Below are 15,167 nucleotides of genomic sequence, written 5' to 3' on the forward strand. Positions count from 1 at the left end.
GCCGTTTACGGGGTATGTCCGGTGGGCGCGGGGTGCCAGGAGGTGGCGGCCCTGCAGCCACCTCCTGGCACCCCGCGCCCACCGGACATACCCCGTAACCGGCTGCGGGCCCCAGCCGGGGCCCGCCCTCACCCCAACCCGAAACAACCACTCGGAGAAACCCGTAACTCCCCGCACACCCCCGCCGATGAACCGGCGCCTCAGCCCCCGCTTGGCGACCGCAGTGTTCCGCCGCTACCTGCGCGCCTGCATCCCAGCAGGTCCCGACCCCACCTGTCTCATGGCCGGTGCGCGCCCCGAGGCCGCCCTGAGTGAAGCCCGCCGGACGACCCGCCCGTAATCCCGATCTACCGCCTGGAGGAGCATGCCGCACCCGACCCAGAACACCGCCCGACTGACCGCCGAGATCACCCAGCGGCTCGCGTACCTTTCCACCGATCTGCACCAGCTGCCTGCCGACGAAGCCGTCCAGGTCATCGCACGCATCCTCAACCCGGATGACGGCATCCTCGGCGCTTTCACCCAGCTCGTAGAAGCCGGCTCACGCCTTGCCCAGCACCAAGCCGAACGCGGTGCGCTGCCGGCAGAAGTGTGGCTGTCCCTGGGCCGGGCCGCGAACGAGCTGTACAGCATCGGCCTGGACCTGGATGACCACAAGGACACCCTCGTCCAGTTCGGCACACGGACGGGCCTGGCAGCGAGCAAGCCCCCTGCCCCGGCCCCGCTGGTCGCCCGGCGGCGCCGTTGAGGAAGACACAGTGGCAGGGCTGGGGGCCGGGCGAGCAGGCCGAGCAGCACTACCTCCTCGAGCCCCGGGCGCTGGCCGGCGGAGGCGACATCCGTCACGTCTCGGAGTTCCTGCGTGCCTCCGGCTGGCAGGACAAGTCCAAGAAGGGCGGCCCTCTGGTCATGGAGAGCCCCGACCGTGCGGTCCGTCTCTCCTACGACCCCTACACCCAGCCCGGCGGCTGGACCATCCGCAGCACGGCACACGGCAATCAGGCCGAGTGGTGGGCGGTGATCGGCCGGCAGGCGCCGGTGGAGATCGTCGCTGGACTGACCGACGCTCTCACCCGCTCCCGCTCCGCGCACGCCCCCAACGTGTGGGCGCCCCTGCAAGAGCAGCACTGGCACACGCAGTTCGAGGGCCGGAACTACACGGCGGCCAGCCCCGACGGTACGGCGTGGATGCACTTCCGCCAGGACGGTGACGGCAACGCCCTGTGGTGGTCGGGTGCCAGGGACGAGCGCGGCAACGGCTGGACCGCCCAGTTCGCTCCCAGCACCCCCATGCACCTCGTCCAAGCCTTCTCCACCGCGCTGGCCTCTCCCGAGCCGGTGATGCGCCCCCGCGGACGCGTCCCGCACAGCACGAAGATCCGGACCACCTCCGTGTCCGTCCTTCCCTCCCAGCTCGGCGCCTGGCAGCAGGCCCGCATCGCCGCCGCCCGCGCCGCAACCTGGGCCCGCAACTCCGTCCGCAGCCCACGCCCCCGCGCCACTCCCCGACCCCACGCCGGTGCCGGCGCCTTCGGCGCCCGCCGCTGACCCGCACCACCAAGGAATTCTGTGCCCGACCTCACCCCGGACAGCATCCACGCCGCCACCGAGACCCTCTCCCGCCTCACCGAATACCTACGCCAGGACCCGGACCCCGCCGAAGCCCTCGCCCTGATCGAGCCGTTGCTGGACGAGTACACCGGCCTTCCCGCCCGCCTCGCCGACGCCCTGCGTGCCCTCGCCCGCACCATGCAGACCCACCGCCCGGACACCCCGCTGGACCACAAGGTCGACCTTCTGGTCCAGGAACTGCGCAGTGCCGCCTGGGAACAGACCGACCAGCACACTCTCCACTACGTCATCGACGACCTGCGCGCCTTGTACGCCTCCTCCGAGCCGACGCGCACGGTGGGGTGCGGCTCGTGCCGGTAAGCGGACAGCAGCTCGAAGAATTCGCCAGGAGGCACGCCTGGCGCATCCCGTTCGACACCAGTCCCCGTCACCTCGCCGGCCCCGGCGACGCCCGCCATGTCACCCACGGCCTGGCCGCCGCCGGATGGAAACGCACCTCTGACCCGCTCAGCCCCGAGATCGTCCTGAGCAGCCCGGATCACCGCTACCGCCTCGACTTCGTCCCGGAGTCCGGCACGTTCGCCTGGTGGCGGCTGTGGGCCGGATCCACCGACACCGAGCCGGGCTGGACCGCCACCTTCGGCGAACTCGTGCCCGCCGAGGTCCTCGCCGGCTTCACCGACGCCCTCGTCGCCCCCGCACCCACCGAACACAGCAGCCCGCTGGATGTGGTGGACGCTGCGGGATGGCTCCTGGACACACGCGGCGCGGCCAGCTCAACGGACGCTGCCTGCCGTCTCGAACGGCGCTCCGACTCCCTCCTGTCCTGGCAGGTGGAGGTCCACGATCCCGACCGCGGGCGCCACGGCCCCCGGCTGTGGCACGCCTCCTTCGACGACCGCACGCCCGGCCACCTGGTCAACGCCTTCCTCACCGCGCTCGTTGACCCCGCCCCGCTCCAGCGCGGGATGGGCGACCGCACCGCCCATCACAGCGCCGTTCAGAGGCCCAGCCCGCTTCGGCCGGAGCAGATCGTCGAGGCACACACGGACCGTCTCAACAGCATCCGTGCCAAGGTCCGTGCCGCCCGCCGGCAGAACAGCAAACCCAGCACCTCCCCGGCGGCACCCGCCGCCGCGCGGCCGGCCGCCCGCCGCTGACCCCTCGAAAGGACAACCCCTATCTCCCACCCGCACGCTCACCGCGAGTTCCTGGACCACCTCGACGGCTACATCCACGCGGCCAAGAAGATCCTCGACGCCTGGAACGTCTACTCCGACGAGCACACCGACCTCGACGGCTGGCCGTACGACGACCACGCCTACGGGCTGCGCCAGCAACAGCGCGATGCCGACACCGCCGCAGCGTTCGAGAACCTGCGCGCAGGAGCCCAGCACCTGCTGGACACCGCCGACGCGCAACTGCCCCTGGTTCCCGCAGGCACCGCGCAGACCCGCTGGATCTACCAACTCGGCGTCCTGCGCGACGCGCTGGACCGCCTCAACACGCTGCACGAGGAATGGCTCCGTGCCCGCGAAAGTCTCCCGGCCGACGCCAGAGCCGGGACGAACGTCTTCGACGCCGCCCTTGCCGAGCACCACGCCGAGTGCTGGAGCTACCTCGACGACTGGGCTACCCACGGTCACGTCATCAGTGAGATCAACACCGCTGCCCGGCACGCGCCGTCCCCGCTGGCTCCCCCGCCCACCACGCGACCAGCCCGGGCAACTGGCCGAACCGCGGCGGCACGGAGGTGACGGTGCACGACGGCCCTTCCCAGACGGTCGACGTCGACTTCATTGCTCCACGTCACCTGGCCGGCGGCGGTGATCCCGCATGGATCACCGTCCCCCTGCACCGCGCCTGCGGCTGGAGCCACGGCCACGACCCCCTAATGCCGCGCGTCATCTCTCCAGCCCCGGCCAAAAGGCCCTCCTCCGGCTGGAACCGGACCCCGACGGCCAGTGGTGGACACTCCAGCACGCGCCCACCGAGGACCGGCCCGCCTGGTACGCGAGCTTCGGCGCCCGCACCCCCGTCGAGATCATCGCGGCTTTCACCGATGCCCTCACCGCATCTGCCGCCGATGTAGCAGACGCCTGTGACCCGCTGGCACCCCTCCACGAGGCGGGCTGGTCGCCGATGTTCCATCACAACCGGCTCGCCTCACCCGACGGCACGGTACGCGTCGACCTGCACCAGTCGAGCGGCACCTGGTGGGTGACCACCGCCCTGGGGCCATCCCAGCGTCCGGTCTGGCAGGCCCACTTCGGCGAGCGCACACCCGCGCACCTGATTACCGCGTTCACCACCGCGCTCACCGACCCGCACCCAGTAGCGCGCACCGGCACAGTGCTCAGCCTCCCGACCCGCAACCCGGACCTCGTGACCCACACCCGCCAGGAAATACCTGCCGCGCAGGTCGCCTCCGCGCTAGAGGACCGCGTCCGCCAGCTCGCCGCCCGCCACGCGGCCTCGGCGCCGCCGACCGGCGTTCCCCGACGGGCCTCCGCCGGTCCGGGCCGCACCCGCTGATTCCCCTGTCCCCGCACCGAAGCACGTAGCCCTTTGCCTCCTGCCTCCGCCAACAACTCCGACGGTTACGACATCGCCTTCCGTCTCCTGATGGGCGTCCTCGCCGTCACCGTCCCCCTGTCCCACCTCGCCTGGCTGTCCGGCAACATCACCGCCTACCTCACCGGGCACACCTGGGCGTCGTACCAGCCGACCACCGCCCTGCTCCACCCCGACCAGCTCTGGCCGACGGCCGGGAAAACGTCCCTGCTGATCGGTGCCCGCATCATCCCCGTCACCGTTCTCCTCGCACTCGGCGCAATGGCCGGACTGCTGTGGGCCCGGCACAAGAACAACGGCGGCAGCCGGAAGAAGAAGATCGCCGGGATGGCCAAACCGAAGGACATCGAGCCTCTGATGGCCAAGGCGATCACCGACAAGGCGCGCTCGCTGCGCCCGAGCCTGAAGACCGCTAAGCACATCGACGCCCGCGATACCGGCATCCTCCTCGGCAATCTCCAGGGCACCAGGCACGAGGTCCGCATGGGGTACGAGGACGTGGCCGTCGCCATCATGGCGCCGCGGTCGGGCAAGACCACCTCGCTGGCGATCCCGTCGATCCTCAACGCGCCGGGCCCGGTCCTGCTGACCTCGAACAAGGCGGCCGGCGACGCCTACACCGCCACCCTCGACGCCCGCGCAGCGGTGGGCCGGGTGTGGTCGATGGACCCGCAGCAGATCGCGCATGCCGCCCGCGAGATGTGGTGGAACCCCCTCGCCGACGCCAAGACTCTCGACGGCGCCGGCCGCCTGGCCGGTCACTTCCTCGCCGCCTCCGTGGACGCCTCCCAGCAGGGCGACTTCTGGTCCAAGGCCGGATCCAACATCCTCAGCCAGCTCTTCCTCGCCGCCGCGCTCGATGACCGGCCGATCAGGGACGTCATGCAGTGGCTGGCCTTCCCCGCCGACCGCACCCCGCTCGACATCCTGCGCGACCACGACTTCACCGCGGTCGCCGCCCAGCTCAAGGGCACCGTGGAAGGCCCGCCGGAGACCCGCGACGGCATCTACGAGACCGCCCGCCAGTACGCCGCCGCCCTCCTCAACAGCGAGATCGCCGCCTGGGTCACCCCGCAGAAGGACGTCCCCGAGTTCCGGCCCGCCGAGTTCGTCACCTCCACCGACACCCTGTACCTGCTGTCGAAGGACGGCGGCGGAGGCGCGTCGGCGCTGATCGCCGCGTGCGCGGACTCCGTGATGCGCGCCGCGACCACCCAGGCCGAGCGCGCCGGCGGCCGGCTCGACCCGCCTATGCTCGCGATCCTCGACGAGGCCGCCAACGTCTGCAAGATCAGCGATCTGCCGGACCTGTACTCCCACCTCGGCTCGCGCGGGATCATCCCGATCACGATCCTGCAGTCCTACCGCCAGGGCCAGAAGGTCTGGGGTGACGCCGGCATGGACGCCATGTGGTCGGCCGCGACAGTCAAGGTCATCGGCTCCGGTATCGATGACCCGGACTTCGCGGACAAGCTGTCCCGGCTGATCGGTGACCACGACGTCGAGACCACCTCCACCTCCACTTCCGAGTCCGGGAAGTCGACGTCCGTGTCGATGCGGCAGGAGCGGATCCTGCCCGCCGATGCGATCCGCGCCCTGCCCAAGGGCACCGCCCTCGTCTTCGCCACCGGCATGCGCGCCGCGATGCTCGACCTGCGCCCCTGGTACCTGGAGCCCGGAGCCGGCGAACTGGCCGCCGCCTCGGCCCGCGCCTCGAAGGCGATCACCGAGCGTGCCGTCGCCAAGCACGCCCCGCTCCAGTCGGATTACCGGGCGGCCGCATGAGCGAGTCCGGGCACACCTGGTGCCGGCCGGTCCCGCGAGGCCAAGGACTTCGTCCGGACCTGGCACCGGCGCCACGCGCCCCCGCCAGGACAGATCTTCACCGTCGGAGCCGACTCCCCGACCAGCACGCCGCCCGTCTGCGCTGACCCCGCCTACCTCCGCAACCTGTGATGACGACACCACCCGACCACAACCACACGCCCCTGTTCGACGTGGACGCGCCCGTGCCGCTGATGCCCGTGGAGCGGCTGCTGGCGCTCGCCGACCTGTACACCGAGCACAACGACCGGATCGACCTGCTGTTCGCCGGCCGCGCCCCTCATGATCCGGGTGCTTCCGTGTCATCCGCCCGGCGTCTGGAACGCGAGGCCCTTGCCTCCATCACAGCGGTCCGGCAGCAGCGCCTGCCTGTCATCGAACCGGTGTCCAGCGCCGTCGTACGGCTCAAGCAGATCGCTTACCTGACCAGCGGGGCCACCCGCTACCTCACCGCCGCCCAGCAAGCTCTGCCCGAGGGCGATGCGGCGCACGCACCTCCCGATTCCCGTCGGGGGCTCGGTCAGTACCTGCGACTGGCCCGCGAACTCACCGCCCTCGCTCCCGCCGCCATCGTCGAGTCCGCCACGCATATTGCCGCCAGACTTCCCGACCGGGCGCGCAGCAGCACCACTGTTCCCGGCATGGACGCCGGCCATCGCGACGCCTTGCTTGAAGTCGCCCGTGGCCACGTCATGGTCACCGGGCAGTACGGGCAACGCGGCTACGGCCACACCGTGCCGGTGGACGTCGACGTGCTGCGCCACCTGGAAACCCAGGAACTGGTGACCCGCGAGCCCGCCTCCGCACCCCCCTTCTTCCCCGGCGGGCCGCTACGCGACCGCGTCCGCCTGACATCTCTCGGTCTTTCCGTCCTCAGCACGGTCATCGATTCCCGCCTGCACATCCGCCTGTCCGCGGCCCGCCCCGTCTCCGCTCCGGCTACGGCCACCACCGCCCGCGCACGCCGCTGACAGCGCCACACGCGCGCAGCGCCTGCCTGCCGCAGCTCGTTCACGCAAGGAAGTCCCGATTCCCGCCTCGCCCAGGCTCGTCTGTATATCGCTCGGCGCCGGCGTCCAGTCCAGCGCCATGCTCGCCCTCTCCGCCAACGGCCGTCTCCCCAAGGCCGATTACGCGATCTTCGCCGACACCGGCTGGGAGCCACGCGCGGTCTACCGGCACCTCGACCGGCTGGAGAAGGAGATCGCAGCTCCCGCCGGGATACCGATCCTGCGCGTCTCCTCTGGCAACATCCGACGCGACGCCCTCGACCCGGGGCACCGCTTCGCCTCCATGCCCCTGTACATCCTCAACCAGGACGGCAAGCAGGGCATGACCCGGCGCCAGTGCACCGGCGAATACAAGATCAAGCCGATCAAACGACAAGTCCGGGAACTCCTCGGCTATCCCTACCCGCAGCGCATCCCGAAGGACATCTTCGTCGAGCAGTGGGTCGGCATCTCGACCGACGAGTTCCACCGCGCCAAGGACGCCGACGTGCGCTACATGCGCAACCGCCACCCGCTGATCGACCTGGGCTGGTCGCGCACCGACTGCGTCCGCTACCTCTCCTCACTCGGTCTTGCCCACACCCCGAAGTCCAGCTGCCTGGGCTGCCCGTTCCACGGCAACGCGCAGTGGCGGCACATCCGGGACACGAGCCCGGACGAGTGGCAGGACGTCGTGAAATTCGACGCCGCCATCCGCCAGGGCAACGCCCGCGCGAACGCCAGCGGCAACCAACTGCTCGGGCAGGCGTTCCTGCACCGCTCCCGGGTACCGCTCAGCGAGGCCCCGATCGACCACGTCACGGCTGCCGAGTGGGCCGCCCGCCAGCAACAACTCGACGACCGCACCCCCACGGACGAGGAGCTGGAGAACGGGGTGGTCGACGGCTGCTCTCCCTGGGCCTGCCGCGGAGAGGCCGACCGGGTGCAGGACGACTTCGGCCTGGCCTCGTGAGACGGATCATCCTCGACCTGTTCGCCGGCCCCGGCGGGTGGAGCCACGCCCTCACCGTCCTCGGAGCCCGCGACATCGGCCTGGAATGGGACACATGGGCCTGCAAAACCCGTGCCCGCGCTGGACAGTTGACCATCCAGACTGACGTCGCCCGCTATCCGGTATGGATCTTCTCCGGCCGCGTGCTCGGGCTGATCGCCTCCCCGCCGTGCCAGGCATGGTCGATGGCCGGCAAACGCCTCGGCCTGGTCGACCAGCCCCTCGTCCACCAGGCCGTCACCGACCTCGCCGCCGGCCGCGACACCCGCCAGCAGCTGCTCGCCGCGTGCGCCGACCCGCGCTCCCTGCTCGCGGCCGAGCCCATGCGCTACCTGCACGCCCTGAATGTGGTGGGCGAGCCGGAGTGGGTGGCCATGGAGGAGGTCCCCGACGTCCTGCCCCTGTGGAAGCAGTACGCCGCCGTGCTGCGTACCTGGGGCTTCTCCGTGTGGACCGGGATCCTCAACGCCGCCGACTACGGCGTCCCCCAGACCCGCCGCCGTGCGATCTTCCTCGCCTCCCGCGTCCGTACCGCCGAGCCCCCGCCGCCCACACACGCCCAGATCACCGAGCCCGAATCGCTGTTCGGTCCCGGCCGCGCACGGTGGGTGTCGATGGCCGAAGCCCTGGGCTGGGGCCGAACCGACGGCCCGGTGCCCACCGTGTGCGCCGGGGGCGGACCAGAAGGCGGCCCCGAACCCTTCCCCTCCGGGGCCCGCAAGACCCTCACCGACGCCCGTGCTCGCGGCACCTGGACCCCACACCCGGGCGGGGCCGCCAGACACGGCAGCCGAGCCGACCAGCCGGTCGACCGCTCAACGCAGACGAACACCGCTGAAGCGCACCGCTGGGCGTGGTCCTTGCGGAGCAACAACCAGGCCAACGCCACCGTGCGACGGGCAGACGAGCCGGCCGGCACTCTTCTTCGGACACCGCGCGAACGAATGCACCTGGGTCGCCGAACCCGCCGCGCCCGTACCCCTGAACGTCCCTGAAGGACAGACCGTGGCGGTGCCGGAGCCGATCCGGATCACCGCCCGGGAGGCGGGGGTCCTGCAGTCCTTCCCGGCGGACTACCCCTGGCAGGGCAACAAGGGCCAGCAGTTCTCCCAGATCGGCAACGCAGTCCCGCCCCGGCTGGCCGCCCACCTTCTCGCTCCACACCTGAACGTCCCGCTCAACACCGACGACTTCACTCTGGCCGCCTGATGCCCCGCACCCCTCAACCCGACGAGGACGATCCCGCCACCATCACGCCGTTGCCACCGGTCTACTACGCCGAGCAGGCCCTACTCGGCGCCCTCCTGTCCGACCCGCAGCACCTCGCTGACGTAACAGGGATCGCCCCAGAAGCGTTCTCCACCGCCGCGCACGCCGCGGTGTTCGCAGCGATCCGCGCCGTGCCCGCCCCCGCCCTGGCCGAGACCACTGACTACGCCGCCGCGTTCGCTGCACTGCGTGCGCAATCACCCTCTGGCCTGGCCGAGCGCACCGAGCACATCGCCTGGCTCGGCAAGGTGCTCACCACTGCCCGCCAGCAGGCACGCGGACTGACCGCCGCACACTTGCACGCACTCATCAGCGCATGTCCCAACCCCCGGCACACGCCCGCGTACGCCCGGATCATCGCGGTCGAATCCGCCCGCCGCCGCCTACGCAAGGCCGCCGCACGCCTGGTGCACACGGCACGGGACGCCTCGCTCCCACACCCCGTGCCGGCCGCACTGGCCGAGGCCGACACCCTCGCCTCCGTCGTGGACGAAATCGCCGCCACCTTCCCACCGCACTCCGGGCCCCTGCCCCGCACTCCCGCACCACCGCCGACACCCCTGCACGACAGCGACGAAGCCGCCCAGGAGGAGCGGCTGCTGCTCGCCACCTGCACGGCGCGCCCGGCCGAAGTCGAGCAGATGCGCTGGCTGATCCCCGAGGACTTCACCCACCCCCTGCACGCAGGGCTCTGGCAGTGCCTCACCGCGCTTCTACGCCGTGACGTGCCAGTCGACCCCGTGACCGTCATATGGGAGGCCCAGCAGCGCGGCGTCCTGAGCGCCGCGGACGACCCTCGGGACCTGCTCACCTTCCTCGCCGAACCGGACGTGTCCGCGCCCTACCTGGGCGAGCGCATACTGCACCGGGCTGCCCTCATCTCGGCCCACCACGTCGGCCGCCGCATCATGGCGTTCACCGACGACCCGGCCAACACGCCCTGCCAACTCGTCGTCGGCAGCCGCCGAGCACTCGCCGAGCTGACCGCCATTCGCGCCCGGTGGCATCACGCCGCCACGCTCACGCCAACAACATGGTCCCCGCGCCGCACGGCCAGGAGGGCGCCCCGCGCCGGCCCGCCGCCCGCCACAGCCCCACCCACCAGCCGCATCGCACGCTAACCGCGCGGCACACTGGGCAGAGCGGGGGCAACATAGCGGGGGATCGCGGGTTACAAACCGGCGATCCCCCGCATCATTTGATGATCCACCGCCACTGCATGTCCGTTACGCCGGAAGGCACCACAGAACGATCACAATCCGAGCGCCGGTCGCTGATGCCGGCGCTACCCGTGAGCGTGTCAGGCAGCCGCGTAGCTGGCACGGAACAGGTTTTGCGCTCGATCCAGGTCCTGAAGCGTGCGCAGTTGCACCTCCAGGTCACCCGTCCCGTGATGGCCGAGCCCCGTCACGTCCCGGGTGAAGCCGGGTACGAGGTCGACCTCCTTCGGATCGACCTTGAGGTAGACGAGGAGCTTGGTCTTCTGCGGAGGGCAAGCGCAGGCGAAGTTCCGCAGACGCTGATACGCCCGGTACGTCTTGCGCTGAATGCGGTTCACTCCGTCCCCGAGGCCGAGCAGTGTCTCGTCCAGCGCCTGCGCCAGCTCGGCCAGCGCTGCACTCTGGCCACCCTTCACCGCCAGTACGGTCGACTGCCTGCGGGATCCTCGTACAGCCGGCGGCCTGCCGCGGACGGAGGCCACGGTCTCAAGGCCGAGCAGGTCCCTGCCGAAGAGTCGGTAGCGGACCAGGTCGATGCTGCGCCGATGCTCGCGCACGGCGTGCACGTCGTAGCGGGTGAAGTCCCCGGCGATGCAGATCAGCCTCGGGCTGCTCCAGAGCACCTGGGCCGCGGCCGTGGCCCCGAGCCGGTCGCGGACCAGGTGCTCGAACTCCGCCCGGTGGTCCACGAGCCAGCTCAGGTAGAACAGCCCCTGGTTGATGACGCCGGCGTCGACGCCGCGCTTGTACTCCACGACGACGGGTGATCCGTTCTCGTCCAGGCCGAGCGAATCGATCCTGCCCCCGTGGACAGGTCCCGTGCTGTACTCGCTCGCCAGGAACCGGACACCAAGCAGCGTCTCCATGTGCGCCTCGACCATGCCCTGCACATCTGCCTCGCTCTCAGCGAGACGCGGCGCGACCTCGGTCGCGCCGCTCGTCGTCGTGTGGAACAGCTTCAGGCCCGACACCTCCCCCTCCTCTGCTCGAAGATCGTCAACGCTAGGAGGTCCCAGGATTGTTTCCGCAAGGGGCTTCGACCCGGTGAAGATGGTGTGAGACGCCACGTCCGGGCCGGGGCGCAGCGTCCCACTCACGAACACGCCCCACGCCTTGTTCCCGGCCCGAATCAAAGGAGCCCTGCAAGGCCGAGAAGGCCGCTCAACCGTGACCGCACAACGCATCACTACCGAGATCAGCCTGCGGCTCCACGAAGCGACCGACGAGAGTGGAGTCGACGCGAACGACCTACTATGGCGTTTAGGTTTTCAGGAGATTGGTCGGCGGAGAGGGCGTGGGGTGCGGGGTTTCGGTGAGCTGGAGCAGGCGATCATGGATGTCGTCTGGGTCGCCGACGCGCCGCTGAGCGTGCGCGATGTGCTCGGGCGGCTGAACGACACCCGGCCGCAGCCGCTGGCCTACAACACCGTGCAGACGGTGATGGAAGTCCTGCACCGCAAGGACTGGCTGACCCGCGCCAAGGACGGGCGGGCCTTCCGCTACAAGGCGACCAAGAGCCGGGAGGAGTACGCCGCCTCCCTGATCGACCAGGTGTGGGCGACGGGTGCGGACCGTACGGCGACGCTCGTGAGGCTCTTCGACGGGTTGGGCCCGGGCGAGCTCGCCGAGCTGCGGGCCGCGCTCGCCGAGCGGGCAGAGGGAGAGCAGGGATGAAGATCGCCCTCCTGCTGCTCGGCTACGCCCTCACCCTCGGGGCACTCGCCCCTCTATGGCTCAGCCGGACCGGGTGGACCTCTCGATCTCCGCGCCTGGGTATCTGGGCGTGGCAGGCGCTGAGCGCGACCGTGGTGGTCTCCGTCGCACTGGCAGGCTTGGCGGTCGCCGTGCCGACGCGGGCGTTCAGCGGGAGCCTTGCCGACATGCTGGAGGCGTGTGTACTGGCGCTGCGCGTGCAGTACGCGACGCCGGGCGGGGCGGCGGTCGCAGCCAGCGGTACGGTATTGGCCGTCGCCGTCCTGGCCCGGGCCGGCTGGTGCCTGACCGTCGGACTGGTGCGTGCGCGGCGGGAGCGATCCCGCCACGTCGAGGTGCTGGCACTGGTCGGGACCCATCGCGCCGACCTCGGCGTTACCGTCCTGGATGACGAGCGCCCGGCCGCCTACTGCCTGCCCGGCTACGGGCATCGCATCGTGCTGACGTCGGCGGCACTGGCCGCGCTGGAACCGCGTGCCTTGGACGCCGTGATCGCACACGAGAGGGCCCACATCCGGGGGCGGCACCACCTGGTGCTGGCGTACGCCGAGGCGCTGGCGCGTGCCTTCCCCCGGGTGGCACTGTTCCGCGCGGCGGCAGCCGAAACCCGACGGCTGGTGGAGATGGCCGCCGACGACGAGGCCACCACGGAGGCCGGCAGGCTGACGCTGGCCGGCGCCTTGGTGGAACTGGCCGGAGCGGGTGCTCCGGCTGCTGCATTGGCGGCTGGAGGGGACGTAGCCCGGCGGGTACGGCGACTGATGGCACCGCATCGCCCGCTGCGCCGCGCGGTGGTCTGGGCCGGGGCACTGGCAGCCTCCGCCGTCCTGGCACTGCCAGTGGTGCTGGCCGTCGAGCCGGCCGTGGCGTCGATCGACATGACGGCCTGCCCGCTCATGGACGCCCCCGCGGCAGTGAATGCCAAAGCCGCCTGACCCGGCGACTGACCCCCGCACCCCTACTCCTATGATGCCTAGGTGTTCAAGGTGTGTGGCGGCCGTGTCCGCCGGAGCGTGCGGCTGATCGTCGCACTGATGCTGGCCATGGCGGGACTGCTCGTCGCCGCCCCGGCCTCGCAGGCTCATGCGGTGCTGCTGTTCGCGTCCCCAGCGATCGAGGGCGCGGTGCCCACCGCGCCGAAAGCTGTCTCGCTGGTGTTCGACGAGCCGGTGCAACCCGCCGGATCGCGCACCGTGCGCCTGACGACCTCCGCCGGGAAGACTGTGGCCGTCGGCCCCGCCGAGCGCAGTCAGGGCGGCCGCCAGCTCACGGTTCCCCTGCGAGACACGCTGACAGCGGGCGTGTACACAGTCGCCTGGCAGGCCACCGCTGCCGACGGTGACGTGATGGGCGGCAGCTACCGCTTCGCCGTGGGCTCCGCCGCCGCCGGGCTCTCCGCCGGGGAAGCCGGAGGCCAGCAGCAGGTGAGCGGCGCCGGTGTGACCGCAGTACTGCGTTGGGTGTTGTTCGCCGCCTTCGCCTTGGCCCTGGGCGGGCTGGTCGGGGAGCGGCTGGCCGCTCGGCACCGGATCCGCACGCCTGGCTCGTGGGCGCGGACAGGTGCGGTCTGCGGGCTGGTGGCCTCGCTCGGGCTCGCTGTACTGATCGCGGGCGGCGGGAGCCTGGCCGAGGGGCTCTCCTCCCCGTCCGGTTCGGCGCTGTTCGGCGGTCGGGCCGGGGTGCTGGCGGTGGTCGAAACGGCGGGGTGGGTGGTGGCCGCGGTGGCCTTGGGTCGCGCACGGCAGCCGGTGGTGGCGTTGGCCGGACTCGCGGCTGCTCTGGTGGCGGAAGGGCTACGCGCCCATCCGGCCGGTGCCTCTGCCGCGTGGGGCCCGGTGCTGACCACCGTGCATCTGGCCGCCGCCGCGGTATGGATCGGCGCGCTCATCCACCTCGTTCGTGTCGGCGTCGCCCACCGCTGGGACGCTCCGTTCCGGGCCACGCTGGGCCGGTACGCCCGGCTCGCCCTGGCCCTCGTGATCGTCGTACTGCTGACCGGGACGCTGTCCGGGCTGCTGCTCGTCTCCCCCGCCGACCTCTTTGGCACTTCGTTCGGCAAGGTCCTCGCCGTCAAGCTGGTCCTCGTCCTGGTGGTGTGCGCGCTGGCACTGGCAGCCCGGTGGCGGATGGCGCGTACGGCGCCGCACTCACTCGTACGAGTCGAGGCGTCGGCACTGGTCGCGGTGCTGGCGGTGACAGCCTGGCTGTCGGTGACGCAGCCGCCGCGGGACGCGAGCGGCGCGCTGCCCTTCGCTCCCCCGGCCACCGGCGCCGCGATCACCGTCGGTGGCCGTGCGGACCAGATCGGGATCGCGGCCACCGCCTCGGCCGGGCAGGTCGTGCTGCGGCTGACCGCCCCCACCACGGACCTGGAACGCGGCGACTCGCGGGCGTACGAGGCGTCACTGCGGCTGGCCGACGCGGCCGGCCGCTCCCGGACCGTTCCCTTGCGGGGGTGCGGTGACGGCTGCTTCTACGCCCCGGTGGCCTGGAAGGACGGTCCCAACCTGCTCACCGTGCGGGCCGCCGCGAAAGGCTGGGGCGGCGGCAAGGAGACGCTTCGTGTGATGTGGCCTGTCCGCCCGGACGCCGATCTGCTGGCGCGCACGGTGAGGGCCATGCGAGCGGTGAAGACGTTCACCCTGCACGAGCAGGTCGCCAGCGACACCGCGGGCGCGGCCGTCGCCCCGACCCGACTGGAGCTGACCGGAAACCGCTTCGTGGACTCTGAGCCGTACGCGACCGGCCAGGCCGCCCAGACCTCACGGTTCACGGACGCCGAGGGCCACACTGTGCTCGCCCTCGGCTACCCCGGCGAGCGGCTCGCCCTGGAGCTGACGCTGGACGACCACTACCGCGTCGTGCGGGAAACCCTCGTCGCTCCCAACCACCTCATCCGGCGCTCCTTCACCTACGCTGGAACAGCGGAGGCGGGCGACCGACCATGACCATGCGGCGGCGGACCAGAGCCGTGGTGTTGGGCCTGCTCGTGGC

General features: G+C 71.3%; 13 protein-coding genes and 1 pseudogene. 13 read left to right on the top strand and 1 reads right to left on the bottom strand.

What is annotated here, in order from left to right:
* Positions 1–364 precede the first annotated feature (364 nt).
* From P1P75_RS05400 to P1P75_RS05445, 10 genes and pseudogenes are all read left to right on the top strand, one after another.
* Positions 365–748, top strand: coding sequence for a hypothetical protein (locus tag P1P75_RS05400; RefSeq protein ID WP_319252255.1), 384 nt, complete (start codon positions 365–367; stop codon positions 746–748).
* The gene (locus tag P1P75_RS05405) at positions 745–1,548 is read left to right on the top strand and encodes a DUF317 domain-containing protein (protein ID WP_319252256.1); all 804 of its coding nucleotides are present in this window, start codon (positions 745–747) and stop codon (positions 1,546–1,548) included. Before P1P75_RS05400 ends, P1P75_RS05405 begins: the two co-directional genes overlap by 4 nt.
* A gap of 21 nt (positions 1,549–1,569) precedes the next feature.
* Positions 1,570–1,932, top strand: a complete 363-nt coding sequence (locus P1P75_RS05410; protein WP_319252257.1) for a hypothetical protein — start codon at positions 1,570–1,572, stop codon at positions 1,930–1,932.
* Positions 1,923–2,732, top strand: coding sequence for a DUF317 domain-containing protein (locus P1P75_RS05415; RefSeq protein ID WP_319252258.1), 810 nt, complete (start codon positions 1,923–1,925; stop codon positions 2,730–2,732). The genes P1P75_RS05410 and P1P75_RS05415 overlap by 10 nt, the downstream gene beginning before the upstream one ends.
* 676 nt (positions 2,733–3,408) lie before the next feature.
* Positions 3,409–4,107: a DUF317 domain-containing protein gene (locus P1P75_RS05420; RefSeq protein ID WP_319252259.1), complete on the top strand. Its 699-nt coding sequence runs from the start codon at positions 3,409–3,411 to the stop codon at positions 4,105–4,107.
* A gap of 33 nt (positions 4,108–4,140) precedes the next feature.
* Positions 4,141–5,931 (top strand): TraM recognition domain-containing protein, encoded by a 1,791-nt coding sequence (locus tag P1P75_RS05425; protein WP_319252260.1) that lies wholly within the window; start codon positions 4,141–4,143, stop codon positions 5,929–5,931.
* A 170-nt stretch (positions 5,932–6,101) separates the two neighbouring features.
* Entirely contained in the window at positions 6,102–6,941 is an 840-nt protein-coding gene (locus tag P1P75_RS05430) for a hypothetical protein (RefSeq protein WP_319252261.1), read from the top strand.
* Positions 6,942–7,059: 118 nt separating this feature from the next.
* Complete coding sequence (locus P1P75_RS05435) at positions 7,060–7,932, top strand: hypothetical protein (protein WP_319252262.1); 873 nt, start codon at positions 7,060–7,062, stop codon at positions 7,930–7,932.
* Positions 7,933–7,937: 5 nt separating this feature from the next.
* Positions 7,938–9,180: pseudogene (locus P1P75_RS05440) on the top strand (DNA cytosine methyltransferase).
* Positions 9,180–10,361, top strand: coding sequence for a DnaB-like helicase N-terminal domain-containing protein (locus tag P1P75_RS05445; protein WP_319252263.1), 1,182 nt, complete (start codon positions 9,180–9,182; stop codon positions 10,359–10,361). Before P1P75_RS05440 ends, P1P75_RS05445 begins: the two are co-directional and overlap by 1 nt.
* A 179-nt stretch (positions 10,362–10,540) precedes the next feature.
* Here the strand turns inward: P1P75_RS05445 and P1P75_RS05450 are convergent, their stop codons facing one another.
* Positions 10,541–11,431 carry a DUF5655 domain-containing protein gene (locus tag P1P75_RS05450; protein WP_319252264.1) on the bottom strand — a complete coding sequence of 297 codons (891 nt, stop codon included), beginning with the start codon at positions 11,429–11,431 and terminating at the stop codon, positions 10,541–10,543.
* 328 nt (positions 11,432–11,759) lie between these two features.
* Here P1P75_RS05450 and P1P75_RS05455 point away from each other — a divergent pair, with 328 nt between their 5' ends.
* From P1P75_RS05455 to P1P75_RS05465, 3 genes are read left to right on the top strand one after another with little or no spacing between them, the layout of a single operon-like run.
* Positions 11,760–12,134, top strand: coding sequence for a BlaI/MecI/CopY family transcriptional regulator (locus P1P75_RS05455; protein WP_319252265.1), 375 nt, complete (start codon positions 11,760–11,762; stop codon positions 12,132–12,134).
* Positions 12,131–13,108 carry a M56 family metallopeptidase gene (locus P1P75_RS05460; protein ID WP_319252266.1) on the top strand — a complete coding sequence of 326 codons (978 nt, stop codon included), beginning with the start codon at positions 12,131–12,133 and terminating at the stop codon, positions 13,106–13,108. Before P1P75_RS05455 ends, P1P75_RS05460 begins: the two co-directional genes overlap by 4 nt.
* A 42-nt stretch (positions 13,109–13,150) precedes the next feature.
* Positions 13,151–15,121, top strand: a complete 1,971-nt coding sequence (locus P1P75_RS05465; RefSeq protein WP_319252267.1) for a copper resistance protein CopC — start codon at positions 13,151–13,153, stop codon at positions 15,119–15,121.
* Positions 15,122–15,167: the final 46 nt, after the last annotated feature.

It is taken from the genome of Streptomyces sp. ID05-39B, assembly GCF_033794725.1.
Taxonomy (GTDB): domain Bacteria; phylum Actinomycetota; class Actinomycetes; order Streptomycetales; family Streptomycetaceae; genus Streptomyces; species Streptomyces bobili.